Raw genomic sequence first — 21,274 nt, forward strand, 5'->3', positions numbered from 1 at the left:
GGCGGCGGGCGGTCACATCGACCGCCCGCCCTTCTCACTCGGATCCATTCGGGTCCACTCGGTTTCACTCGGTTTCACTCGGTTTCACTCGGATCATTCGGATCGGGGAGCGATTCATGTACGACTACGACCTCCTGGTCGTGGGATCGGCCAACGCCGACCTCGTGATCGGCGTCGAGCGGCGGCCGGGTGCCGGCGAGACGGTGCTCGGCACCGACCTGGCCGTCCACCCCGGCGGCAAGGGCGCGAACCAGGCGGTCGCCGCCGCCCGCCTCGGCGCCCGTACGGCCCTGCTGGCCCGGGTGGGCGACGACGACTACGGCAGGCTGCTGCTCGACTCGCAGCGGGCGGCCGGTGTCGACACGGTCGGCGTGCTGGTGGGCGGGGCGCCGACCGGCGTCGCGCTGATCACCGTCGACCCGTCGGGCGACAACAGCATCGTCGTCTCGCCGGGCGCGAACGGCCGGCTGGCACCGGGGGACGTCAGCGCCGCCGCGAGCCTCTTCCACGCCTCCCGCGTGGTCTCCACACAGCTGGAGATCCCGCTGGAGACGGTCGTGGAGGTGGTCCGGAGTCTGGCGCCGGACAGCCGCTTCGTGCTGAACCCGTCGCCGCCGCGCCCGCTCCCGCCGGAGGTGTTGGCGGCCTGCGACCCGCTGATCGTCAACGAGCACGAGGCGAAGGTCATCCTCGGCGACTCCTGTGTGAGCGAACGCCCCGAGGACTGGGCCCGCATCCTGCTGGCCAAGGGGCCGCGCTCGGTGGTGGTGACCCTGGGCGCCGAGGGCGCGCTGGTGGCGTCGTCCGAGGGTGTCTCCCGCGTCCCCTCCGTGAAGGTGGACGCCGTGGACACGACGGGCGCGGGCGACGCGTTCACCGCGGCGCTGGCCTGGCGGCTCGGCACGGGTGAGTCGCTCACCGAGGCGGCGGCGTACGCGGCGCGGGTCGGCGCGGCGGCCGTCACGAAGGCGGGCGCGCAGGCGTCGTACCCGACGGCGGCCCAGGCGGAGGCGCTGTGAAGAGGACCGGCATACTCAACCGCCACCTGTCCGGCGCCCTGGCCGAACTCGGCCACGGGGACGGGATCCTGGTCTGCGACGCGGGCATGCCCATACCGGACGGCCCGCGCGTCGTCGACCTGGCCTTCCGCGCCGGTGTGCCCTCCTTCGCGGAGGTGGTGGACGGCCTGCTCGCCGAGCTGGTGATCGAGGGCGCGACGGCGGCGACGGAAGTCCGGGAGACCAACACCGAGGCCGCCGCGCTGCTGGACGCTCACTTCCCCGCCCTCGCACTCGTCCCGCACGAGCGACTGAAGGAACTTTCCGCCGGGGCCCGGCTGGTCGTCCGCACCGGCGAGGCACGACCGTACGCGAACGTACTGCTGCACTGCGGCGTCTTCTTCTAGACCCAGCGGCCCCAGCGGCCCCAGCAGCCGCAACAGCCACAGAGCACCGAGGAGCTTCGAGGGAGCCCAGTCGAAGACCGGGCCCCCTCGGGTTTCCCCTCCCCCTCAGAACCCCCACCGATCCCCCCGGATCCCCCCAGATCCCTCGGATCCCCCCACCGGGGTGTCCTGATGCCAAGTACGACCCGCGGAGCGACGGAACGGTTGCACCGTTCCCGCGGAAACTTTTCCGGCCGTCCGCCACAGGCACGGAACGGAGGCCGTGCCTGCGTCGTACCGCCCGGGTCGCCGGGCATGGTCGGCCGGGCCATGTCCGGATCGCGTCACGTCCTGATCAACAGCGTTGCGTCCGCAATGCCTTGTGCGACAGCATGTTCGAGCAGATTTGTGATGCGTACGCGACGCACGGGGGTGACGCACGTGAAGTTCGACATGGGGTCCACGACCCTGTCGGATCTGGGCAGGAACACGGTCGGTTCGAGCACCGACCTGGGCACGCTGATCCGCATGCTGATCCAGGCGGCCGAGCCGCTGGAGGGCAAGTTCAACGGATCCGGCAAGGTCGCGTTCGACTCGTTCAAGACGCGCGCGGACGAGATCACCGCCGCGCTCAACGGGTCGCTCAGCGCGATCCTCGAAGGCCAGGGCGGTATGGACACCGCGTTCGCCACCGGTGACACCGAACAGCAGGACAACGCGCAGCGGAACATGGGCGCGGCCAACTTCGACGCGGCCCGCTTCGGCGCGCGCTAGACCGCAGGCCAGGGCAGAGGCCGAGAAACACAGGGGGTTTTGACGATGGGCCAGAATCTGGACCGCCGCTCCTACGACACCGGGGCGTCGACCGAGGTGCAGGGTGGCTTGCAGGGAATCGTCGGGCAGTTGGAGCGCGTACTGACCGACCGCGACAAGGCCGTGAAGGCCGCCATGGCCGACTTCCAGGCCGATGGCGTCTCCGATGAGTACCACGGCAAGGAAGTGCGCTGGAACCGCGCGGCCGACGAAGTGCGCAGCATCATCCAACTGGTGCGCACGACCCTCGAGGACAACGACGGGACGGCCCAGTCGACGATGGCGAAGGCGCGGGCGGCGGTCGACAACATCGGCTGACGCGGGACGCGTCGGCGGACGCGGGAGCACGGGGGAACGGGGAACGGGGAACGGGGAACGGGGAACGGGGAATCCACATGACGGGGTGGGACATCTCGCCGTCGGGCGTGCAAGGCGTCCTCAAGGAGACGGCGCAGGCGGCCGAGGGTCTGTCGAACACCGGGAAGGCTCTCCAGGAGACGCTGCCGAGTGCGGCCGGGTCCGCCGGCACGATCCAGCAGGGCGGCGTGGAGCGGAGCGGGGTCCAGGGTCCGGTCGCCGCGGCGCTGGGTGAGTTCTTCGCCGCCTACCAGGAGAAGCTGATGTACGTCGCGGTGCGCACGTCGAACTCCCTCAACGGGGCGGCCGACGCGACCAACGCGTACGTCAAAGGTGACCTGAACATGGCCGCGCGGGCGCAGGCGAACGCGCTGAAGGAACCGAAGATCGACCTGCCGGGGGCGGACGGGCAACAGGGGGGCAAGTGAGCGCGGATCTGATCGACCCGCAGAACATCCCGCAGTTCACCGGCGATCTGGAGCAACTGGGCACGGATCACATGCTGCTGACGGGGGAGGCTCTGGTCTTCCGCCAGTCGGGCGCGGACGTCCACAGCCGGTTCCAGGGCCTGTCCGCGTGCTACACGGCGCCGGAGGCGGAGCAGTTGTTCGCCACGACGGCGCCGGTGGCGGCCAAGGCGGACGAGTTCGCGGACGATCTGGAGAAGGTCGCGACGGCTCTCAGCTCGTACGAGACGGAGATCCAGCCGCTCGTGGCCAAGCTGAAGAGCCTCAAGCGACGTGCGGAAACCTTCCGGCACCAGATAGCGGGGGACGACGACTGGCGCGAGGACGAGGACAACGTCCAGCTCAACAACGATCTAATGCACGACGTCAACGCCGCCACGGCCGCCTTCTGGCTGGCGGAGATCACCTGCCACAACAAGATCACCGCACTGGTGGGCGGCTCGACACTGATCCTCGAGGACGGTGCGGAGCAGCGCTTCATGGAGCGTGGCACCAGCGTCTACGGCTTCACCGCCGACCTGCTGAACCAGTCCGGGGAACTGCCCTGGGGCAAGACCGTGGAGAAGGAGCGGCACGGGCTCGACTGGCTGGGCCACCAGGTGTGGGAGTTCGGCAAGGGATTCGTCGTCGACGGAGTGTGGGGCACGATCCGGGGCCTCGGCACCCTCGTCGGCGTCGACGGCTGGGACGCGGCGGGCGAGGCGTGGAAAGGGCTCGGCAAGCTCGCGACCGGCGTGCTCATCACCGCGGTCCCCGTCGCGGGCGTCGCCTACTGGGCGATGCCCGAGGACAAGCTGCCCTCCTACCTGCGCGACTCCCGCAACACGGTCAAGGAGGCGGGCAAGGCGCTGGTGGCCTGGGACCAGTGGGGCGAGAACCCCGCACGAGCGGGCGGCGCGGTCACCTTCAACGTGCTGACGACGGTGTTCACCGGAGGCGCCGGAGCCGCGGCGAGGAGCGGCGCGGTGGCCCGCACGGTCGGCACGCTCGGCAAGACCGCCCGGCTGGTCGACCCCATGACCTACCTGGGCAAGGCCGCGGCGTTCGGCACGGCCAAGGTCGCCGACCTCTTCGCCGGCCTGCGGGGCGTGCACGCGGGCGCCTACGACGACATCCTCTCCGGCGCGGGACGCGTCCAGCCCGACGGCAGCGTGGTGAGGGCCGCCGACGACATGCCGGTCATCCGCGACAACGTCGTGGAGTGGCCGGACGGCACCCGCCTGAACCTGGACGACGGCTCGGTCGTCCGCGCGGACGGCACGACGGCCCCGGCGAAGGTGGAACTGTCGGCGGCGGACCGGGACCTGCTGGAGCAGAACCTCCGGCACGAGGAGAGCGTGCTGGTCGGGGCGGGCGACAATGTGACAGCACACGGCGATTTTCGACCGACGGCCAGTTACGCGGAGCCGCCGCCCAGAGACGGCGGTTCCTCGTCTCCGGCGGCACACGGCCCGAGTGGTGAAGGCAGGAGCAGCCATTCCTCGGACACCTGGTATGACAGGTCGGCACACGGCTCGTCCTCCGATCACTCATCGGGAGACCCGCAGCACTCAGGATCCACCGGAACCGCGCCCCATGGTGGACCTGACGGTGGCGGTGGCGGCCAGAGAGAGACTCAGTCCGATGGCAACCAACCAGCAGTGAGGGAGTGGAAGGCCAGCGACGACATTGTGGGTACGGCCCGAGGCAGGACCCTCCTGTACCCCAACTACCGTCACGAACTGAGTGGGGTGCGTGGTGGTTCACCGGACACGGAAAATACCGTGATCCTTCCCGGAGACAAGGCCATTGGTTCGCCAGGACATCGCGGAAATCGCCGCTGGCCGAGCACACTTTGAGCCGGACACTCAACGCTACGTCGTCAACGGCAGGCGGTACGCCATCGAACCCCATGGTCGAGTATTCCCGGTCAGCGGACCTGGATTCGTTCAGATGAACCGAGTCGAGTACACGGCTCTGAAGCACATCATGCGGGCCCAGGGAGACATGAGTAAGCTGCAGACCATGTTCAGTAAAGCGCCTCAATTCCGGGAGAACCCAGAGGCTATACAGAAGGCGCTGACCCTCTACCGGAAGTACTACTCGTGATGTACCACTTGATGGTTCGCGTCAATGACGCGCCGAAACGCCTTCCCCTGATTCTCGCCGAGGTGTTTCACGTCGCGTTGGAACAGACGGATGTGTCGGCAGAAGCAGAGTGGGAGGACCGAAACTGGGATGCCATCGTCACGTGCGAGTACGAGCGCCTGCAAGGCGACTTGAACTGGTCCCTGAGTATCTACGCAGCCCACGAAGTCGAGGCGCAACCAACAGAAGAGGAGCTGGCCTCGTCAGTGGCCCAGCACCTCTCCGCATCGGTTTTCACTTTCTGGGATGCCAAGTTCCCTTGGATCCGAAAGGCGGCCCTGCCGGACGGCGGCTTCACGCTGGCACGGGTGCTGCAACTGGAGGGCGATAGCCCGGCTTTTATGATCGACGCCACGGAATCGACAATTCCGGACTTCCCGAATGTCCCCGTAATGCAATTCCCGGAAGCAGTGCGCGCATATAAACTTCCCACCCCGATCACCGACTCGCTAGAAGGAGCAGAGCCCCGGAGGGAAACGTCCGATCTTGTCAGTCTCTTGGGAAGTTGGGAGCGCCTGTGCTCACGGCTCCGTTCCGGCTGCCCCCCGCACGGATGGTTTCCGGCAGACCTGTATCGCGAAGACCTGGAACACCGAGACCGCCTCGGAGGAGCAGTGGACAGACTTTCCCCGGAGAACACGGCGCGCGAGGTCGCAAACGCTTTGGAGCAACTCGATGAGGACTACCGGCATTTCACCATTGATGATGGCGGCACGGAACTCGCCTCAGCATTGAACGAGGGAATCACGGGCTTTCCTAACCTGCCGTGGTACTGGCGCCGTCGCCCGCTCGTCTGCCTTGGTCCGCGAACGTCGAGGAACAGGTAGGTCCGGCCGATGAGGAGACTCGCGCCCCATGACAGCCATCAGGGCCCGACTTCTTCCCGATCCGGAGAGCGTCTGGTTCACCCGTCCACTGGACGGTCACGTGAGCGGCGCGAGTGCGTAGGAACTACATATGAGCCATGAGCTCGAATTTTTCCTGCGCATCTACTTCTGGTTCCCTTGATGGCCGCCACACAACGCATCGACATCGACGACCCAGAAGTGGACATGGACGACGCACAACGCCTGCTCCACCGAGAAGCCCTTTTCACCGGGGAGGTGACAGAACACCTAGGGGGCAATCTTGTAAGTCTGGACGCATATGTGGCAGGAATTCAATGCGGCCTGTCACGCGAGTGGCATAAGGACGGAACTCCGCGATCGGAAAGCACCGTGCGCGAGGGTCTACCTCGCGGAGAATCCAAAGAGTGGCACTCGAACGGAACACTGGCGTCACGCAAAGTATTCGATGATGACGGTCTCACACTCCGAGAGGAATACCGGTGGGACGAAGACGGCCGGCCGACGCGAAGTTGGCGTCTTGACGACCACTTGCGGTAGCCCTGAGCAGGTTCCCGACCTTCGGGACGCATTGCGTCTCCATATTTTCGACGACGTGGTTTCGCGGAGGGCGGTACTCGATGGCACGGGACCTGATCAAGGCATCGCTGTACGGGTTCGACGCGTCGGCCACCTCACTCAGGATATCCCGTTTCATGAGTGCCTCGCTGATCGATGTCGACTTCAATGGGCCCACATACGCTGGGCACCAGATGAAACAGTTCGACCTCACGAAATGAGGAAACCGTTCATGTCAACGAGGGTTTCGCGGCCACCGGAAGAAGGAAGTCACCCGGATCCGGACGGACTGCGGCAGAAAACCAATGCGCGCACCCTCAAAGACATCGAAGGCCTGGAGGAGTACCCGGACAGCCTCGGCATGACGTTCAACCGGGCGCTTCACAGGGCCGCGTTCCTGTGTACCGAGGACCCCACCGCCAGCGAGCTGGAGACCTGGGAGGCCTGGGTCATGGCCATGCAGGTCGGGTCTGCCCTGTTCGCCTCGGCGACCGCTCCCGAGGGTTCCACCGTCGAGTGCATGATCGGTCATGAGGTGCGGACGATCCCCGCCGTGGGGGTCACGCACTTCGTCGACGCCGGGACCTGGCTGGAAGCGTTCTGGCTCGCGGTCGTGTGCCGGGACCAGGCACGGATGACACAGTTGTGCCAGGTACCGATCGAGACGCTGCGCGCCTCAGGCGCCGTCTTCGAGGAGTACATCTACCACTGGGTGGATGTACTCCAGACGTACTGGCTGGAGCGGCCCGGCCTCGGGGACAAGCTCGTCGCCACATTCGACGCCACCGACCCGGACCGGCTGCGGTTCATGGACCGCGAGATGATGCTCAAGGTCCTTAACCCGCCGGTCAATCTGTTCTACCGCTTCGTCAGCCAGGACACCGACAAGTTTAACGAGGCCCTCGTCCAAGGGCTCGAACTCCACAAGGAGTACTGGAATGCGAGCGAGGAACGCCAGGAGACGGGTGACGGCGACATCCCTCTCGCGATCCTCGCCCTCACCTGCCTCGCCTATGACGCCGGGCGGTCCATCGAGGTCGAATCGGAGTATCTGCCCGAGGACCTGCTCAAGCGCGCCTGGCTGGGCGAATTTCCCACGTGACACGAGGTAGATGATCAGCATGTCCGCCCAGGACTACGACAGCCAGCTCCTCGAGTCCGTCTCCGTACGGCGACGACGGCTGCGGGACGCCCTGTTGTTCGGAGTGGAGCGGCAACGGCGGGCCATGGACGAGCGGGTGGGCAAGGTGGTCGCGGGGATGGTGATCGCGGCCGTGCTGTGCGCGGGGTGCGTGGGGTGGTCGTTCGTGTCGCACCGGTTGATCGGACAGAGCAGCCCATACTCTTCCGGCGTTTCCACGCCTTCCGATAGTCCTTCAAGCCGGTGATAGGTTCGCGAACGTGATGTCTACGGGGCCTTGAGCAGGGAAACGGCCGATGGGCCGGCGCTGTTGAGCCGGGTCACGCTCGTCGGTGAACGGCGACGTGTCGACCTCGTGCTTCCGGCGCGGGAGCCGGTCGGGCTGCTGCTGCCCGAGATCATGCGGTTGCTGGACGACCGCGCGGAGGGGCGGCCCGCCCCGCGTCACCTCGTCACCGTGGACGGGGCGAACCCGCCGCCCCGGTGCGGGTGCTGCCGGCCCGGCTGCCGACGACCCGGCTGCCCTCGCCGGCCGCCGAGCCGCGGCGGATACCGGTCGGCCTCGACCAGGACGCCCTCGCCCCCGCGCTGCTCGACCTCTTCGGCGGCGACCAGCACCTGCTGGTCCTCGGCGACAACGAGTGCGGCAAGACGAACCTGCTGAAGCTGATCGTCGCGGGGCTCGTCGAGCGGTACTCCGACGACGAACTGGTCTTCGGTGTCTTCGACCCGCGCCGCGGCCTGCGCGGCGTCGTCCCGGAACCGTACCGGGGCGGCTACGCCCACAACGCCACGCTCGCCGCCGCCCTCTCCACGGGTATCGCCGCCGAACTCGACAAGCGGCTGCCGGAAACCGCCGACCCGGACGCGCCCGAGACCGGCGAACCCGCCTTCCGGGGCCCGCGGATCGTCATCCTCATCGACGACTACGACATCCTCACCACCGCCGGACAGCAGCCCCTCGCTCCCTTCCTGCCGTACATCTCCTCCGCACAGGACATCGGCCTGCACTTCGTCCTCGCGCGCCGCACCGCGGGAGCCTCCCGCGCGCTGTACGAGCCGCTCCTGACCACCCTGCGCGAGACGGGCACCACCGCCCTGGTGATGAGCGGCGACCGCACCGAGGGGCAGCTCTTCCCCGGCCTGTACGCCTCCCAGCAGCCGCCGGGCCGGGGCGTCCTGGTTCGCCGCGGCCGACGTCACCAGCTCGTCCAGACCGCGCTGACCGTGCTGACCGAGGCCGGAGGGGAAGAGTCGTGACCAAGGACGTCATCGCCCTCACCCCGAGGATGCCGGACACCTGGGCCCTGCTGGCCGGCCTGTACGCGGCCGGTCCCGAAGCGGCCGTGGCCGCCGGGTCCCGGGATGCCGTGCTGCGTCTGTGCACCCCGGCCGGCAGACCCCTCGTGTCCGTGGAAGCCCCGCTGCTCGTCCAGGTCCCCGGGGAGGCCGAACGGCTGCTCGGGCGGGACGTGCCCGTGCCGTTCTGGTGGACCGAGGTCCGGGCCTCCGGCGCCGTGCCCGAGGCCGAACGACTGGCGGCATCGGTGTGCGGGCGGCTCGCCCTGCTGCTGGGCGGCAGCACCTGGCCCGGGCCGGCGGCTAGCACCGAGGTCGTGGACGTGCGCACGGCCGTCGCGCCGGACGACGGGCAGCCGGTCGTCGACGTCCTCACCGACACCACGTCCGTCGTCCTGGCCGACCGCCCCGTCCTGGCCCTGACCACCTGGCTGTCGGAGGTGCTGCGCGGTACCTCCGAGTCGGGCCGTGCGCTGCAGATCGTCACCCCGCCGTCCGTCCGGCTCAGCGCCCCTGCCCGCGCCACCCTCCTCCAGGTGCCCAACCGCTGGGTCGTCCAGGACCCGGAACAGGGCTACTACGACGGGCTGTCCGGAGCGGTGCTGCGCTGGCGGGACGGGACGTTCACGCCCGTGCCCGGGGCGGACGGCACGGCCCCGGTCGCCGAGGCGTTCGGCCGGACGGGCCCCACGGGGGACCGACAGCTCGTCGTGGCGTTCCGTACGACGCTCCCCGCGCACGAGGACATCGTCCTGGGCGAAGCGCTCGAGGCGGCCTGGCGCGCGCTCACCGGTTCGGCCCCGGCCGGCTGGGGCACCGCGGAACCCGTCAACCTGCCCTGGTCACCGCACCGGCTGACCGATCTGGCCCGTGACCGGGCGCCCGAGCCGACCCATCTGCTCGTGACGGGGCATCCCGGCCGGCCGGCGCTGGCGTGGATCCGGGTCACGCGGACCACCGCGGGCGTCGAGCAGGACATGACGCTCGTCCTCGGGTACGGCGAGGGTGAGGAACCGCCCCTGGAGGCGATCACGGCCCTCGCCGAGACCCTCGTCGTGGAACACGGCCTGACGACGATGCTGGCCTCGGTGCGGCGGGCCTCCCGCGATCTCACCACGCCTCCCGTGCTCCAGGCACCGCCCGTCCCGGTCTCCTTCACTCTGGGCGCGCGGGACGTGCGGGGCATCGGGCTCACCCATGCCCGTCGCCCGCCCGTCGACGTGCGGCCCGTCGCCCTGGGGCCCGCCGCCGAACCCGCGCTGCACTACCCACTGGGCGACGGGTCGGACGCCGGCGCCCTCGTCGGGCTGCGCCGACTGGCGGCGCATCTGCGGGCCGGTGTGCCGGGGTCGGGGTCGGGGTCGGAGGCGGGGGCCTGACACCGTGCTCCGGGGCTACTCCTGGCCCACGTGTTCCACGAACCGGGCCGCCGTCTCGGCGAGTACCTCCCGTCCGTCCCGTGCCCACAGCCCCTCGTTGAACAGCTCGACCTCGATCGCGCCGGTGTAGCCGGCCGCCTCCACGTACCCCTTCCACTCCCGCATGTCGATCGCGCCGTCGCCGATCTGGCCGCGGCCGTTGAGGACGCCCTCGGGCAGGGGGGTGGTCCAGTCGGCGAGCTGGAAGGTGTGGATGCGGCCCTGCGCGCCCGCCCGCGCGATCTGTTCCGGCGCCCGGTCGTCCCACCAGATGTGGTACGTGTCGACGGTGACGCCGACCTGGTGGGCCGGGAAGCGTTCGGCGATGTCCAGGGCCTGGGTGAGGGTGGAGACCACGCAGCGGTCCGAGGCGAACATCGGGTGCAGCGGCTCGATGGCGAGGCGGACGCCGTGCTCCTCGGCGTACGGGGCCAGTTCCGCGAGCGCGTCCGCGATGCGTTCACGGGCGGCGCCCAGGTCCTTGCTGCCCGCCGGGAGGCCGCCCGAGACCAGGACCAGGGTGTCGGTGCCGAGGGTGGCCGCCTCGTCGACGGCGCGGCGGTTGTCGGCCAGGGCCTTCGCGCGCTCGTCCGCGTCGACGGCCGTGAGGAAGCCGCCGCGGCACAAGGTGGTGACGGTCAGGCCCGCGTCGCGGACCAGTTTCGCCGCCGCCTCGACACCGTGGGCCTGGACCGGTTCACGCCACAGGCCGACGTTGCCGACGCCCAGGTCGCGGCAGGCGGCGGTCAGTTCGGGCAGCGAGAGCTGCTTGACCGTCATCTGGTTGATGCTGAAACGCGTCAGGTCGGGCGTCGTGTCGCTCACTGGTCCACTCCGTACAGGCTCAGCAGGTTCCGCATGCGCTCCTCGGCCAGTTTCGGGTCCGGGAACAGGCCGAGACCGTCGGCGAGTTCGTAGGCGCGGGCGAGGTGGGGCAGGGAGCGGGCCGACTGGAGGCCGCCGACCATGGTGAAGTGGCTCTGGTGGCCGGCCAGCCAGGCCAGGAGGACCACGCCCGTCTTGTAGTAGCGGGTGGGGGTCTGGAAGAGGTGGCGGGAGAGCTCGACCGTGGGGTCGAGGAGGGCGCGGAAGCCCTCCGTGTTCCCCGTGTCCAGGACGCGGACCGCCTCGGCCGCCAGCGGGCCCAGCGGGTCGAAGATGCCGAGCAGGGCGTGGCTGAAGCCCTGCTCGTCTCCGGCGATCAGCTCGGGATAGTTGAAGTCGTCGCCGGTGTAGCAGCGCACGCCGTGCGGGAGGCGGCGGCGCAGGTCGATCTCCCGCTGGGCGTCCAGGAGGGAGACCTTGATGCCGTCGACCTTGTCGGGGTGGGCGGCGATGACCTCCAGGAAGGTGTCGGTGGCCGCGTCGAGGTCGTCCGACCCCCAGTAGCCGTCCAGGGCCGGGTCGAACATCGGGCCGAGCCAGTGCAGGATCACCGGTTCGGTGGCCTGGCGCAGGAGGTGGCCGTAGACGTCCAGGTAGTCGTCCGGGCTCTGCGCGGTCGCGGCCAGGGCGCGGGAGGCCATCAGGATGGCCTGGGCGCCGGACTCCTCGACCACGGCGAGCTGTTCCTCGTAGGCCCCCCGGACCTCGGCCAGGGTGCCGGTGGTGAGCTGGTCGGTGCCCACGCCGCAGGCGATGCGGCCGCCGCACGCCTTCGCCTCGGCGGCGGACCTGCGGATCAGCTCCGCCGCGCCGGCCCAGTCCAGGCCCATGCCGCGCTGGGCGGTGTCCATCGCCTCGGCGACGCCGAGTCCGTGGGACCACAGGTGGCGGCGGAAGGCGAGGGTGGCGTCCCAGTCGACGGCGGCGGGTCCGTCGGGCGTGGTGTCCGCGTAGGGATCGGCGACGACGTGCGCGGCCGAGAAGACCGTACGGGAGGAGAAAGCGCTTCCTGAGGAGAGAGCGGGAGGCGGCTCGGTGCGGGGTTCGTAGGCGCGCAGGGTGCCGTTCGCGCCGGGCAGGTGGAGGGTCACAGCGAGATCTCCGGTACGTCGAGGCGGCGGCCCTCGGCCGACGACCTCAGGCCCAGCTCGGCGAGCTGCACGCCGCGGGCGCCGGCCAGCAGGTCCCAGTGGTAGGGGGCGTCGGCGTAGACGTGGCGCAGGAACAGTTCCCACTGAGCCTTGAAGCCGTTGTCGAAGTCGCCGTTGTCCGGGACCTCCTGCCACTGGTCGCGGAAGACCTCGGTGGCCGGGATGTCCGGGTTCCAGACCGGCTTGGGGGTGGCGGAGCGGTGCTGGACCCGGCAGTTGCGCAGGCCCGCGACCGCGGAGCCCTCGGTGCCGTCGACCTGGAACTCGACCAGTTCGTCGCGGTTGACGCGCACGGTCCAGGAGGAGTTGATCTGGGCGATCGCGCCGCCGTCGAGTTCGAAGACGCCGTACGCGGCGTCGTCGGCGGTGGCGTCGTAGGGCTTGCCGTTCTCGTCCCAGCGCTGCGGGACGTGGGTGGCGGTGAGGGCCTGGACGGACTTCACGCGGCCGAACAGCTCGTGCAGGACGTACTCCCAGTGCGGGAACATGTCGACGACGATGCCGCCGCCGTCCTCCGCGCGGTAGTTCCACGAGGGGCGCTGGGCGTCCTGCCAGTCACCCTCGAAGACCCAGTAGCCGAACTCGCCGCGCACGGACAGGATCCGGCCGAAGAAGCCGCCGTCGATGAGGCGCTTGAGCTTGAGCAGGCCGGGGAGGAAGAGCTTGTCCTGGACGACGCCGTGCTTGACGCCCTTCGCCCGGGCGAGACGGGCCAGCTCCAGGGCGCCGTCCAGGCCGGTGGCGGTGGGCTTCTCGGTGTAGATGTGCTTGCCCGCGGCGATCGCCTTCCTGATCGCCTCCTCGCGGGCGGAGGTCACCTGGGCGTCGAAGTAGATGTCCACGGTGGGGTCGGCGAGGACCGCGTCCACGTCCGTCGAGACGTGCTCCAGGCCGTGCCGCTCGGCCAGCGCCCTCAGCGCGTGCTCGCGGCGGCCGACGAGGACCGGCTCGGGCCACAGCACGGTGCCGTCGCCGAGGTCGAGGCCGCCCTGTTCCCGGAGGGCCAGGATGGAGCGGACGAGGTGCTGGCGATAGCCCATGCGTCCGGTCACACCGTTCATGGCGATACGCACCGTCTTGCGTGTCACGTCATTCCCTTCGTACGGCGATGAGGCTGCGGTACAGCGGTGGTACGGCGGCGGTCGACAGCGATGCGGCGGCGGTGCGACAGCGATACGACAGCGGTACAGCAAGCGCTTTCTATGTACGACGAAGCTAGCCTGTGAACGGTGGTCTGGACAAGACCGTGTTCCGGGCGAGTTGTTCGAGTGGGCGAACGGCGGCGGGCGGTGGCCGTAAGGTCACCCGGGACTGCCGGGGACAGCCGGCTGGGGACGGATTGCCGGGGCAGCCGGCTGCGACGGCGTTCGGTACACACGGGCGAGGCGGAGGACGAGGACATGACGGTGACACTGGCGGACGTGGCGGCCCGCGCCCAGGTCTCCCCCGCGACGGTGTCGCGCGTGCTGAACGGGAACTACCCCGTGGCGGCCTCCACCCGGGAGCGGGTGCTGAAGGCCGTCGACGACCTGGACTACGTACTCAACGGGCCCGCGAGCGCGTTGGCGGCGGCGACGTCCGACCTGGTGGGCATCCTGGTCAACGACATCGCCGACCCCTTCTTCGGCATCATGGCCGGCGCGATCCAGTCCGAGATCGGCGGGCCGGGCGGCAGAGCGGGCGGCGAGAGACTCGCCGTGGTCTGCAACACCGGCGGCGTCCCGGAGCGCGAACTGACCTACCTCACCCTGCTGCAACGGCAGCGGGCGGCGGCCGTCGTGCTGACCGGCGGGGCGATGGAGGACGCGGCGCACCAGGCCGCCGTGGCGGCGAAGCTGCGCAAGCTGGCCGACGCCGGGACGCGGGTGGTGCTGTGCGGACGGCCGCCCGCGCCGGCCACCGGGGCGATCGCCCTGACCTTCGACAACCGCGGGGGCGGCCGGGAACTGACCGATCACCTCATCGGGCTCGGCCACCGGCGGCTCGGTTACATCGCGGGCCCCGAGGAGCGCACCACGACCCGGCACCGGCTGGAGGGGCACCGCGCCGCGCTCGACGCGCACGGCATCGAGGAGGACCCCCGCTGGACGGTCCACGGCCGCTACGACCGGCGGTCCGGTTACGAGGCCACGCTCGAACTCCTGCGCAGGGACCCGGACCTGACCGCCGTCGTCGCCGCGAACGACTCCGTGGCACTGGGCGCGTGCGCCGCGCTGCGCGAGTCCGGGCTGCGGATCCCGGACGACGTGTCCGTGGCCGGCTTCGACGACCTGCCGTTCAGCATCGACGCGGTGCCCGCGCTGACGACGGTACGGCTGCCGCTGGCGGAGGCGGGTGCGCGGGCGGGGCGGATCGCGATGGGGCGGGAGGAGGCACCGCCCGGGGGGATCGCCACGGTGCGGGGGGAGTTGATGGTGCGGGGGTCCTCCGGAGTGCCGCGTCCGTAGGTACGCCGTGTTTTCTGGGCGGCCCGCGTCGGTGTGGGCCTCGCTGGGGGCTGCCGCCCCCAGGCCCCCGCTTCGGCCTGGACGGCCTCGTCCTCAAACGCCGGACGGGCTGGGTCGGCCACCGCCACGCCCCTGAGCAGGCGCCGGCCGGGCCGGGGGCGGCGACACCCGGCCGGCGGGAGGAGTGGCGGAGGCGGTGGCGGGTACGCTCCGTGGTCATGAAGCTGGCGTTCTCCACCCTCGGTGTCCCCGGCCTGCCCCTGACCGACGTGCTGGGTCTCGCGACCGCGCACGGCTACCACGGTGTCGAGTTGCGCGCCCACCCGGAGGAACCGGTGCACCCGGGCCTGACTCCCGACGAGCGGGCCGCGGTCGCGGCCGGGTTCAAGACGGCCGGTGTCGAGCTGCTGGGCCTCGCGGGGTACGCGCGGGTCGCCGCCCCGGGTGACGACGACGCCGTGATCGCCGAGATCCGCGGCCTGCTGGACCTGGCCCGCGACCTGGGCGCCCCGTACGTCCGGGTCTTCCCCGGCGGTGGCACGGAGCAGAGCTCGCAGGAGGCCGACGCGACGGCCGCCCGGCGGCTGGGCACCGCCGCCGAGTACGCCGCCGACCTGGGCGTACGCCTCCTGCTGGAGACCCACGACTCGCATCGCACCGGGGCGGACGCGATGCGCGTCCTCGGTCTGGTCGGGCACCGCCGGGTCGGCGCCCTGTGGGACGTGATGCACACCTGGCTGGGCGGCGAGCAGCCCGCGGAGAGCTATCTGGCCCTCGCCCCGCACCTCGGGTACGTCCAGGTCAAGGACATCGCCTCCGCCGACGACACGACCCCTCTGCCGCTGGGCGCCGGTGTGCTGCCGCTCACCGAGGTGGTGGACGTCCTGTCCCGGCACGGCTGGGACGGCTGGCTGTGCTGGGAGTACGAGAAGCGGTGGTACGAGTCGGCCGCCCCGTTGCCCGAGCTGCTGGACGCCGGCCGCGAACACCTCGCCCGGCTGCTCAGCGACGCGGCGTGAGCGTGAGCGGGGGCGGGGACGCGGACGCGGACGCGGACGGAGACGGCGGCCTCGGGGACGGGGACGCCGCGCACCGCACCCGGTGCTCCAGCCGGTCCCGGCACCCGGGCCATTCCGCCGCCGTCACCGAGTAGATCGCGGAGTCGCGCAACCGGCCCTCCTCGCCCGGCGCCCAGGAGCGGGACCAGTTGCGCAGGACGCCCTCGAAGCGGGCGCCGACCGACTCGATCGCGGCGCGGGAACGGCTGTTGCGGGCGTCGGTCTTGAGGTCGACCCGGGACACGTGCCAGACCTCGAAGGCGTGGCGGAAGAGGAGGAGCTTGGCCTCGGCGTTCACACCGGTGCCCTGCGCCGAGCGGGCCAGCCAGGTGAAACCCACCTCGATCGCGTCGAGGGTGTCGTCCGTCAGCCAGGAGCGGGGTTCCCAGTAGGCGGTGGCGCCGACCGCCCGGCCGGTGGCGAGGGACACCTGCGCGTAGGGCGCCAGCCGTCCCGTGGCCGCCCTGGCCAGCTGGGCGTCGATGTAGGCGCCGACCTCGTCGGCCCGGGGCACCCACGTGAACGCGTAGGTGCCGCGCTCCTCCTCCGCCGCCACCGCGAGGTCGGCCGCGTGCCGCGGGCCCAGCGGCTCCAGTCGTACCAGCGTGCCCTCGAGGGCGGGGCCCTTCAGTGCGAACGTCATCCCACGGATCCTTCCGCCGTTCACGGGCGGCCGTCCAACGATTTCCGGCTGGCCGGGCGGGTGCGCCGCCCTCTCGCGCCCGCTGCCCTCCGCGCTCACGCGCCCCCGCGACCCCACGGGTACCGACTTCGGGAAAACCGGCCGATCCGGGAACCCGTCCCCCGCCCCGGTCGTCCAATCCGCACGCTGCCGGAGAGTCTTCGCGGTGCGGTGTCGGCCTCGCTGCTGGCTGCGATCGCTGACCACCCTCTCCAGCCGTACCGCGGCCGGCAGCGCCGCCGTCGGCGCTGCCCCCTCCCTGGCGCCGACGGCGGCCCCTCCCGGTTCGCGCCTCGCGGGCTTCTCCGGTTCGTCCGTCACCGCTTCGGACGACTCCTGTGCGCTCCCTTGACTGGCAGAAACTTCCCGGATATTGGTGACTCCTTGGAAGTTTCCTTCAGCAGCTCGCCAGCGATTCCCCAGCGGATCACTCCGGAAGGAGCGCACGTGCACCACAGCAGCACGGCCGGCCCGGGAAGCACCGCACACCCCTCCAGACGTACCGTCCTCACCGCGACCGCGGTCGTCACCGCGGCCCTGGCGGCCGGCGGCGGCACCGCGCACGCCGACGCCCGCGGGCCCGACGACGACCGGCTCCGCGCCCTCATCTCCCGCATGACGCTGGAGGAGAAGGTCGGCCAGCTCTTCGTCATGCGGGTCTACGGCCACTCCGCCACCGACCCCGACCAGGCCGACATCGACGCCAACCTCGAGGAGATCGGCGTCCGCACCGCGGCCGAGCTGGTCGCCAAGTACCGGGTCGGCGGCGTCATCTACTTCGCCTGGGCGCACAACACCCGCGATCCGCACCAGATCGCCGACCTGTCCAACGGCATCCAGAAGGCGTCGCTCGAGCTGCCGCGCGGCCTTCCGATGCTCATCTCCACCGACCAGGAGTACGGGATCGTGGCCCGCGTGGGCGAGCCCGCGACCCTCTTCCCGGGCGCGATGGCCGTCGGCGCGGGCGGGTCGCGGTCCGACGCCCGTACCCTCGGCCGGGTCGCGGGCGCCGAGCTGCACGCGATGGGCATCCGCCAGGACTACTCCCCCGTCGCCGACGTGAACGTCAACCCGGCCAACCCCGTGATCGGCGTACGCTCCTTCGGCGCCGACCCGCAGGCGGTGGCGGAGATGGTGGCCGCCGAGGTGGCGGGGTACCAGCGGTCCGGGGTCGCCGCGTGCGCCAAGCACTTCCCCGGGCACGGCGACACCGCCACCGACAGCCACACCGGCATCCCCGTGATCACGCACGACCGCGGGCAGTGGGAGGAACTGGACGCGCCGCCCTTCCGCGCGGCGATCGACGCCGGTATCGACGCCATCATGACCGGCCACCTCATGGTCCCGGCGCTCGACGACTCCGGCGACCCGGCCACCCTCTCCCGCCCCATCCTCACCGGCATCCTGCGCGAGGAACTGGGCTACGACGGGGTCGTGGTCACCGACTCCCTCGGCATGCAGGGCGTACGGACCAAGTACGGCGACGAACGGGTGCCGGTGCTCGCGCTGAAGGCCGGCGTGGACCAGTTGCTCAACCCGCCGCACCTGGACCTCGCCTGGAACGCGGTCCTGTCGGCCGTACGGGAGGGCGAACTCACCGAGGCCCGGCTCGACGAATCGATCCTGCGCGTGCTGCGGCTGAAGGCGAAGCTGGGGCTGTTCCAGGACGCCTACACCAGCCGTCGGGACGTCGACCGCACCGTCGGCACCCGGGGGCACCTGGCCGCGGCCGACCGGATCGCCGAGCGGACCACCACGCTGCTGGTCAACGAGGGGCGGCTGCTGCCGCTGTCCCGGCGGAAGCACCGCAAGGTGCTCGTCGTGGGCGCCGACCCGGCCTCGCCCTCGGGCACGACCGGGCCGCCCACCGGCGTTCTCGCGGGTGAGCTGACGGGGCTGGGCTTCGCGGCCACCGCCCTGTCCACGGGTACCGCACCGTCCGCCGCCGTCATCGACCGCGCGGTCGCGGCGGCCGGGGACGCCGACGCGGTGGTGGTCGCCACGTACAACGTCACCGCGGGCAGCGGTCAGCGCACCCTGGTCGCACGGCTGCTGGAGACGGGGAAGCCGGTCGTCGCGGTCGCCGTCCGCAATCCGTACGACGTGGCCCAGCTGCCGGACGTCCCCGCCCACCTCGCCGCCTACTCCTGGACCGACGTCGAGGTGCGCGCGGCGGCCCGGGTGATCGCCGGGCGGGTGAGGCCGCGCGGGAAGCTGCCCGTGCCGGTGGTGCGGGCGGACGATCCGGAGACGGTGCTGTTCCCCCTCGGGCACGGGCTGTCGTACCGGTCGTAGGGCTGTCCCCACGACGGTCGTAGAACGGTCGTAGGACGTAGCGCGGTCTACGCCACGCGCCGGGGGCGCTCCCGGCGCCCGTGCGCAATGCACCCCCGCGCGTCTGGCGTGCCCCGCCTCGGCGGGTCACGCTGGACCGGGGACCCGGGGGGATGGCGATGCGTGAGAGATGGGCCGTGGGGGTGTGCTGCGCGCTGTCGGCGCTGTGCGCCGTGCTGCTGACGGGCTGCCAGAGCCCGTCGGGCCCGGCAGGCGGGGACGGCGGCGCGAACGGGAACGGGACCGCGAACGGTACCGCGAACGGGGACGGGCTGCTCGGCGGGGAGGCCGGGTCGGGCGACGCCCCGGCCTCCGTCCGGCCGTCCGGGTACGGGGCGGTGTTCCTGGCGATCGACGAGTGCAGCTCGTTCGGGACGGTCAGCTTCACCGAGGTGCCGTGCGGCAGTGAGCGGGCGGCGGCGCGGGTCGTGGCACGGGAGGACGGCCGTGCGGACGACGGGCCGCCGTGCCCCGCCACCACCGACTTCGTGCTGCACATCAGCGAGCAGCGTCCCTCCGCCGACGAGGACGGCGACGGGGCCGTGCCCCAGGGCTACGCCTGCATGCGGGCGCTCCAGCCGCCGCACCCCGGCGATCCGGGCGGCGGGGGCGGGCCGCGCACCATCGTCGGCGACTGCGTCTACGACGCCGGGAGCGGCAAGGTCCGCGAGACCGCGTGCGACGGCGAGGGCAAGAGGAAACCGCAGTTCGAAGTGGTCGAGGCGGTCGCCGCCCGGGCGGACTGCCCCGCCTCGACCGCCCTCTACGTCCGCCTCGGCGGCGAACGCCCGGTGGGCTGCGCCCGGCCGCTGTGAGTGCCTCGAAGGCCCACGTCTCACCGGCGGCCGGGCACGGCCACCGTCCTACGGGCGCAGCGTCGGCTCGCGCTGCACGTCCCGCTCGTCCAGCTCGGCGTCGAACGTCGCCAGCGGCCTGGCCGCCGACGGGTCCTCCTGGACCTTGGCGGAGGCGACGCCCGCCCAGTCGAGGATGCGGGCCGTGGCGAGGGCCTTCTCGCCGGGCACCAGACCTGCGACGTTGGCGCCGTGGTTCATGCCCGGCGCGGTGAGGACGTAGGAGTCACGCGCGCCGTGCCCGAGGCGGAAGGGCTCGGCACCCCACGGGTCGTTCTCGCCGTACACGAACAGCATCCGGTCGGCGTTGTGCCGCACCCAGCGGTCGACGTCCCGCATCGCCCACGGCTCGAACCTCATGTCGATCGACCGGGGCACGAAGTTGCGCGGCGGCTGGTAGCCGTAGCGGATGTACTTCTTCTCGACGTGCGGGAAGTGGATCGTCGGCGCGCCCAGCTGCGTACCCGCCTGGTAGTAGTACGGCGTGTACGGGGCGAGGCCCTGGTCCGTGTAGAAGGAGAAGCCGGAGATCGTGTCGACGGAGTTCCAGATCTCGTCGTCCGTCGCGTTCTTCGCGTCGGCCGGGATGCCCGCGCAGTCCTTCACGGTGCTGTACTGCCAGAAGCCCCAGACGTAGTCGAGGACGACGGCCTCGTACGCGCGGTCGAGGCTGCCGATGGTGTCGAAGGTGTAGCCGTTCTCGGCCGCGTACGCCTCGTACTTCTCCTTGAGCGGCGCCCGGCGCACCAGTGCCTCGCGCTGTACCCCGTTCAGCCGGTCGCGGCACTCCTCGGTGCCGACGCGGGCGAAGAAGCGGTCGTAGGCGGAGTCCTCGCGGTTGATCACGTCGTTGGGGGCGACGTAGGCGACGACGCCGTCCATGTCGCGCGGGTAGAAACGCTCGTAGTAGGTGGCGGTCATGCCGCCCTTGGAGCCGCCGGTGGAGATCCAGTTCTCGGAGTAGAGCGGCTTGAGCGCCTTGAAGATGCGGTGCTGGTCGCTGGCCGCCTGCCAGATGTCCAGCTTGGACCAGTCGGCCGGCTCGGGCCGGGACGGGGTGAAGTAGCGGTACTCCATGGAGACCTGGTTGCCGTCCACGATCTGGGTCGGCTCGCGGCGGCTCGGGGTGGTGGAGACGCTGTAGCCGCCGGTGTAGAAGACCGTCGGGCGGTTCACGTCCTTGTGCAGCACGGTGATCCGCTGCTGGAACGTGCCCTTGTAAGGGCGCCGGTGGTCGACCGGCTGGGTGTAGTTGAGGACGAAGAAGCGGTAGCCGGTGTACGGCTTCTCCTCGATCAGGCTCATGCCCGGTATGGACAGCAGCCTGTCCTTGATGTCGACGGCCTTCGGCTCGGCGGCGGTGGCCGCGCCCGCCGTGCTGACGGTGCCCACGAGCACCACGAGCGCCAGCAGCCATCTGAGCGCCTTGCGCATGCACCCTCCCTGTGAAACAG

Annotated in this window: 19 protein-coding genes and 2 pseudogenes; 16 read left to right on the forward strand and 5 right to left on the reverse strand. The window is 70.9% G+C overall.

Annotated features, from left to right (window positions below; all coding sequences use genetic code 11):
* Positions 1 to 116 precede the first annotated feature (116 nt).
* From QC283_RS01735 to QC283_RS01790, 12 genes and pseudogenes are all read left to right on the forward strand, one after another.
* Entirely contained in the window at positions 117 to 1,019 is a 903-nt protein-coding gene (locus tag QC283_RS01735) for a ribokinase (protein ID WP_279559494.1), read from the forward strand.
* Positions 1,016 to 1,405 carry a D-ribose pyranase gene (rbsD, locus tag QC283_RS01740; RefSeq protein ID WP_279559495.1) on the forward strand — a complete coding sequence of 130 codons (390 nt, stop codon included), beginning with the start codon at positions 1,016 to 1,018 and terminating at the stop codon, positions 1,403 to 1,405. Before QC283_RS01735 ends, rbsD begins: the two co-directional genes overlap by 4 nt.
* Before the next feature lie 420 nt (positions 1,406 to 1,825).
* Positions 1,826 to 2,158, forward strand: coding sequence for a hypothetical protein (locus QC283_RS01745; protein ID WP_107095243.1), 333 nt, complete (start codon positions 1,826 to 1,828; stop codon positions 2,156 to 2,158).
* A 45-nt stretch (positions 2,159 to 2,203) separates the two neighbouring features.
* Entirely contained in the window at positions 2,204 to 2,515 is a 312-nt protein-coding gene (locus QC283_RS01750) for a pore-forming ESAT-6 family protein (protein ID WP_279559496.1), read from the forward strand.
* Positions 2,516 to 2,592: 77 nt separating this feature from the next.
* Positions 2,593 to 2,982: a DUF6507 family protein gene (locus QC283_RS01755; RefSeq protein WP_279559497.1), complete on the forward strand. Its 390-nt coding sequence runs from the start codon at positions 2,593 to 2,595 to the stop codon at positions 2,980 to 2,982.
* The gene (locus tag QC283_RS01760) at positions 2,979 to 4,859 is read left to right on the forward strand and encodes a hypothetical protein (RefSeq protein ID WP_279559498.1); all 1,881 of its coding nucleotides are present in this window, start codon (positions 2,979 to 2,981) and stop codon (positions 4,857 to 4,859) included. Before QC283_RS01755 ends, QC283_RS01760 begins: the two co-directional genes overlap by 4 nt.
* Positions 4,860 to 5,105: 246 nt before the next feature.
* The gene (locus tag QC283_RS01765) at positions 5,106 to 5,975 is read left to right on the forward strand and encodes a hypothetical protein (RefSeq protein ID WP_279559499.1); all 870 of its coding nucleotides are present in this window, start codon (positions 5,106 to 5,108) and stop codon (positions 5,973 to 5,975) included.
* Between the two features lie 808 nt (positions 5,976 to 6,783).
* The gene (locus QC283_RS01770) at positions 6,784 to 7,653 is read left to right on the forward strand and encodes an immunity 49 family protein (RefSeq protein ID WP_279559500.1); all 870 of its coding nucleotides are present in this window, start codon (positions 6,784 to 6,786) and stop codon (positions 7,651 to 7,653) included.
* Between the two features lie 19 nt (positions 7,654 to 7,672).
* Complete coding sequence (locus QC283_RS01775; RefSeq protein WP_279559763.1) at positions 7,673 to 7,939, forward strand: hypothetical protein; 267 nt, start codon at positions 7,673 to 7,675, stop codon at positions 7,937 to 7,939.
* Between the two features lie 30 nt (positions 7,940 to 7,969).
* Positions 7,970 to 8,161 (forward strand): annotated as a pseudogene (locus QC283_RS01780) (EsaB/YukD family protein); the annotation flags it as partial.
* Positions 8,107 to 8,952 (forward strand): annotated as a pseudogene (locus tag QC283_RS01785) (type VII secretion protein EccC); the annotation flags it as partial. The pseudogenes QC283_RS01780 and QC283_RS01785, both read left to right, overlap by 55 nt.
* Complete coding sequence (locus QC283_RS01790) at positions 8,949 to 10,370, forward strand: DUF6177 family protein (protein WP_279559501.1); 1,422 nt, start codon at positions 8,949 to 8,951, stop codon at positions 10,368 to 10,370. The pseudogene QC283_RS01785 and the gene QC283_RS01790, both read left to right, overlap by 4 nt.
* Positions 10,371 to 10,385: 15 nt before the next feature.
* Here QC283_RS01790 and QC283_RS01795 read toward each other — a convergent pair whose 3' ends face one another.
* The 3 genes from QC283_RS01795 to QC283_RS01805 are packed head-to-tail and all read right to left on the reverse strand — an operon-like array spanning position 10,386 to position 13,533.
* A complete protein-coding gene (locus QC283_RS01795; protein WP_279559764.1) occupies positions 10,386 to 11,189 on the reverse strand; it encodes a sugar phosphate isomerase/epimerase family protein in 804 nt (267 codons plus the stop codon).
* Positions 11,190 to 11,230: 41 nt separating this feature from the next.
* Entirely contained in the window at positions 11,231 to 12,385 is a 1,155-nt protein-coding gene (locus QC283_RS01800; protein WP_279559502.1) for a dihydrodipicolinate synthase family protein, read from the reverse strand.
* Positions 12,382 to 13,533 (reverse strand): Gfo/Idh/MocA family protein, encoded by a 1,152-nt coding sequence (locus tag QC283_RS01805; protein WP_279559503.1) that lies wholly within the window; start codon positions 13,531 to 13,533, stop codon positions 12,382 to 12,384. The genes QC283_RS01800 and QC283_RS01805 overlap by 4 nt, the downstream gene beginning before the upstream one ends.
* 312 nt (positions 13,534 to 13,845) lie before the next feature.
* On the opposite strand from QC283_RS01805, the gene QC283_RS01810 reads away from it, so the two are divergent.
* Positions 13,846 to 14,892, forward strand: coding sequence for a LacI family DNA-binding transcriptional regulator (locus QC283_RS01810; protein ID WP_279559504.1), 1,047 nt, complete (start codon positions 13,846 to 13,848; stop codon positions 14,890 to 14,892).
* Between the two features lie 218 nt (positions 14,893 to 15,110).
* Positions 15,111 to 15,911 (forward strand): sugar phosphate isomerase/epimerase family protein, encoded by an 801-nt coding sequence (locus QC283_RS01815; RefSeq protein ID WP_279559505.1) that lies wholly within the window; start codon positions 15,111 to 15,113, stop codon positions 15,909 to 15,911.
* Here the strand turns inward: QC283_RS01815 and QC283_RS01820 are convergent.
* The gene (locus QC283_RS01820) at positions 15,895 to 16,593 is read right to left on the reverse strand and encodes a GNAT family N-acetyltransferase (RefSeq protein ID WP_279559506.1); all 699 of its coding nucleotides are present in this window, start codon (positions 16,591 to 16,593) and stop codon (positions 15,895 to 15,897) included. The genes QC283_RS01815 and QC283_RS01820 overlap by 17 nt on opposite strands.
* Before the next feature lie 486 nt (positions 16,594 to 17,079).
* Between QC283_RS01820 and QC283_RS01825 the strand changes: the two genes are divergently transcribed.
* Both QC283_RS01825 and QC283_RS01830 read left to right on the forward strand, forming a co-directional pair.
* A complete protein-coding gene (locus QC283_RS01825; RefSeq protein ID WP_279559507.1) occupies positions 17,080 to 18,927 on the forward strand; it encodes a glycoside hydrolase family 3 protein in 1,848 nt (615 codons plus the stop codon).
* Positions 18,928 to 19,085: 158 nt separating this feature from the next.
* Positions 19,086 to 19,781, forward strand: coding sequence for a hypothetical protein (locus QC283_RS01830; protein ID WP_279559508.1), 696 nt, complete (start codon positions 19,086 to 19,088; stop codon positions 19,779 to 19,781).
* Positions 19,782 to 19,829: 48 nt separating this feature from the next.
* Here QC283_RS01830 and QC283_RS01835 read toward each other — a convergent pair whose 3' ends face one another.
* A complete protein-coding gene (locus QC283_RS01835) occupies positions 19,830 to 21,254 on the reverse strand; it encodes a S28 family serine protease (RefSeq protein ID WP_279559509.1) in 1,425 nt (474 codons plus the stop codon).
* Positions 21,255 to 21,274: the final 20 nt, after the last annotated feature.

It is taken from the genome of Streptomyces sp. DH41, from assembly GCF_029813785.1.
Lineage (GTDB): Bacteria > Actinomycetota > Actinomycetes > Streptomycetales > Streptomycetaceae > Streptomyces.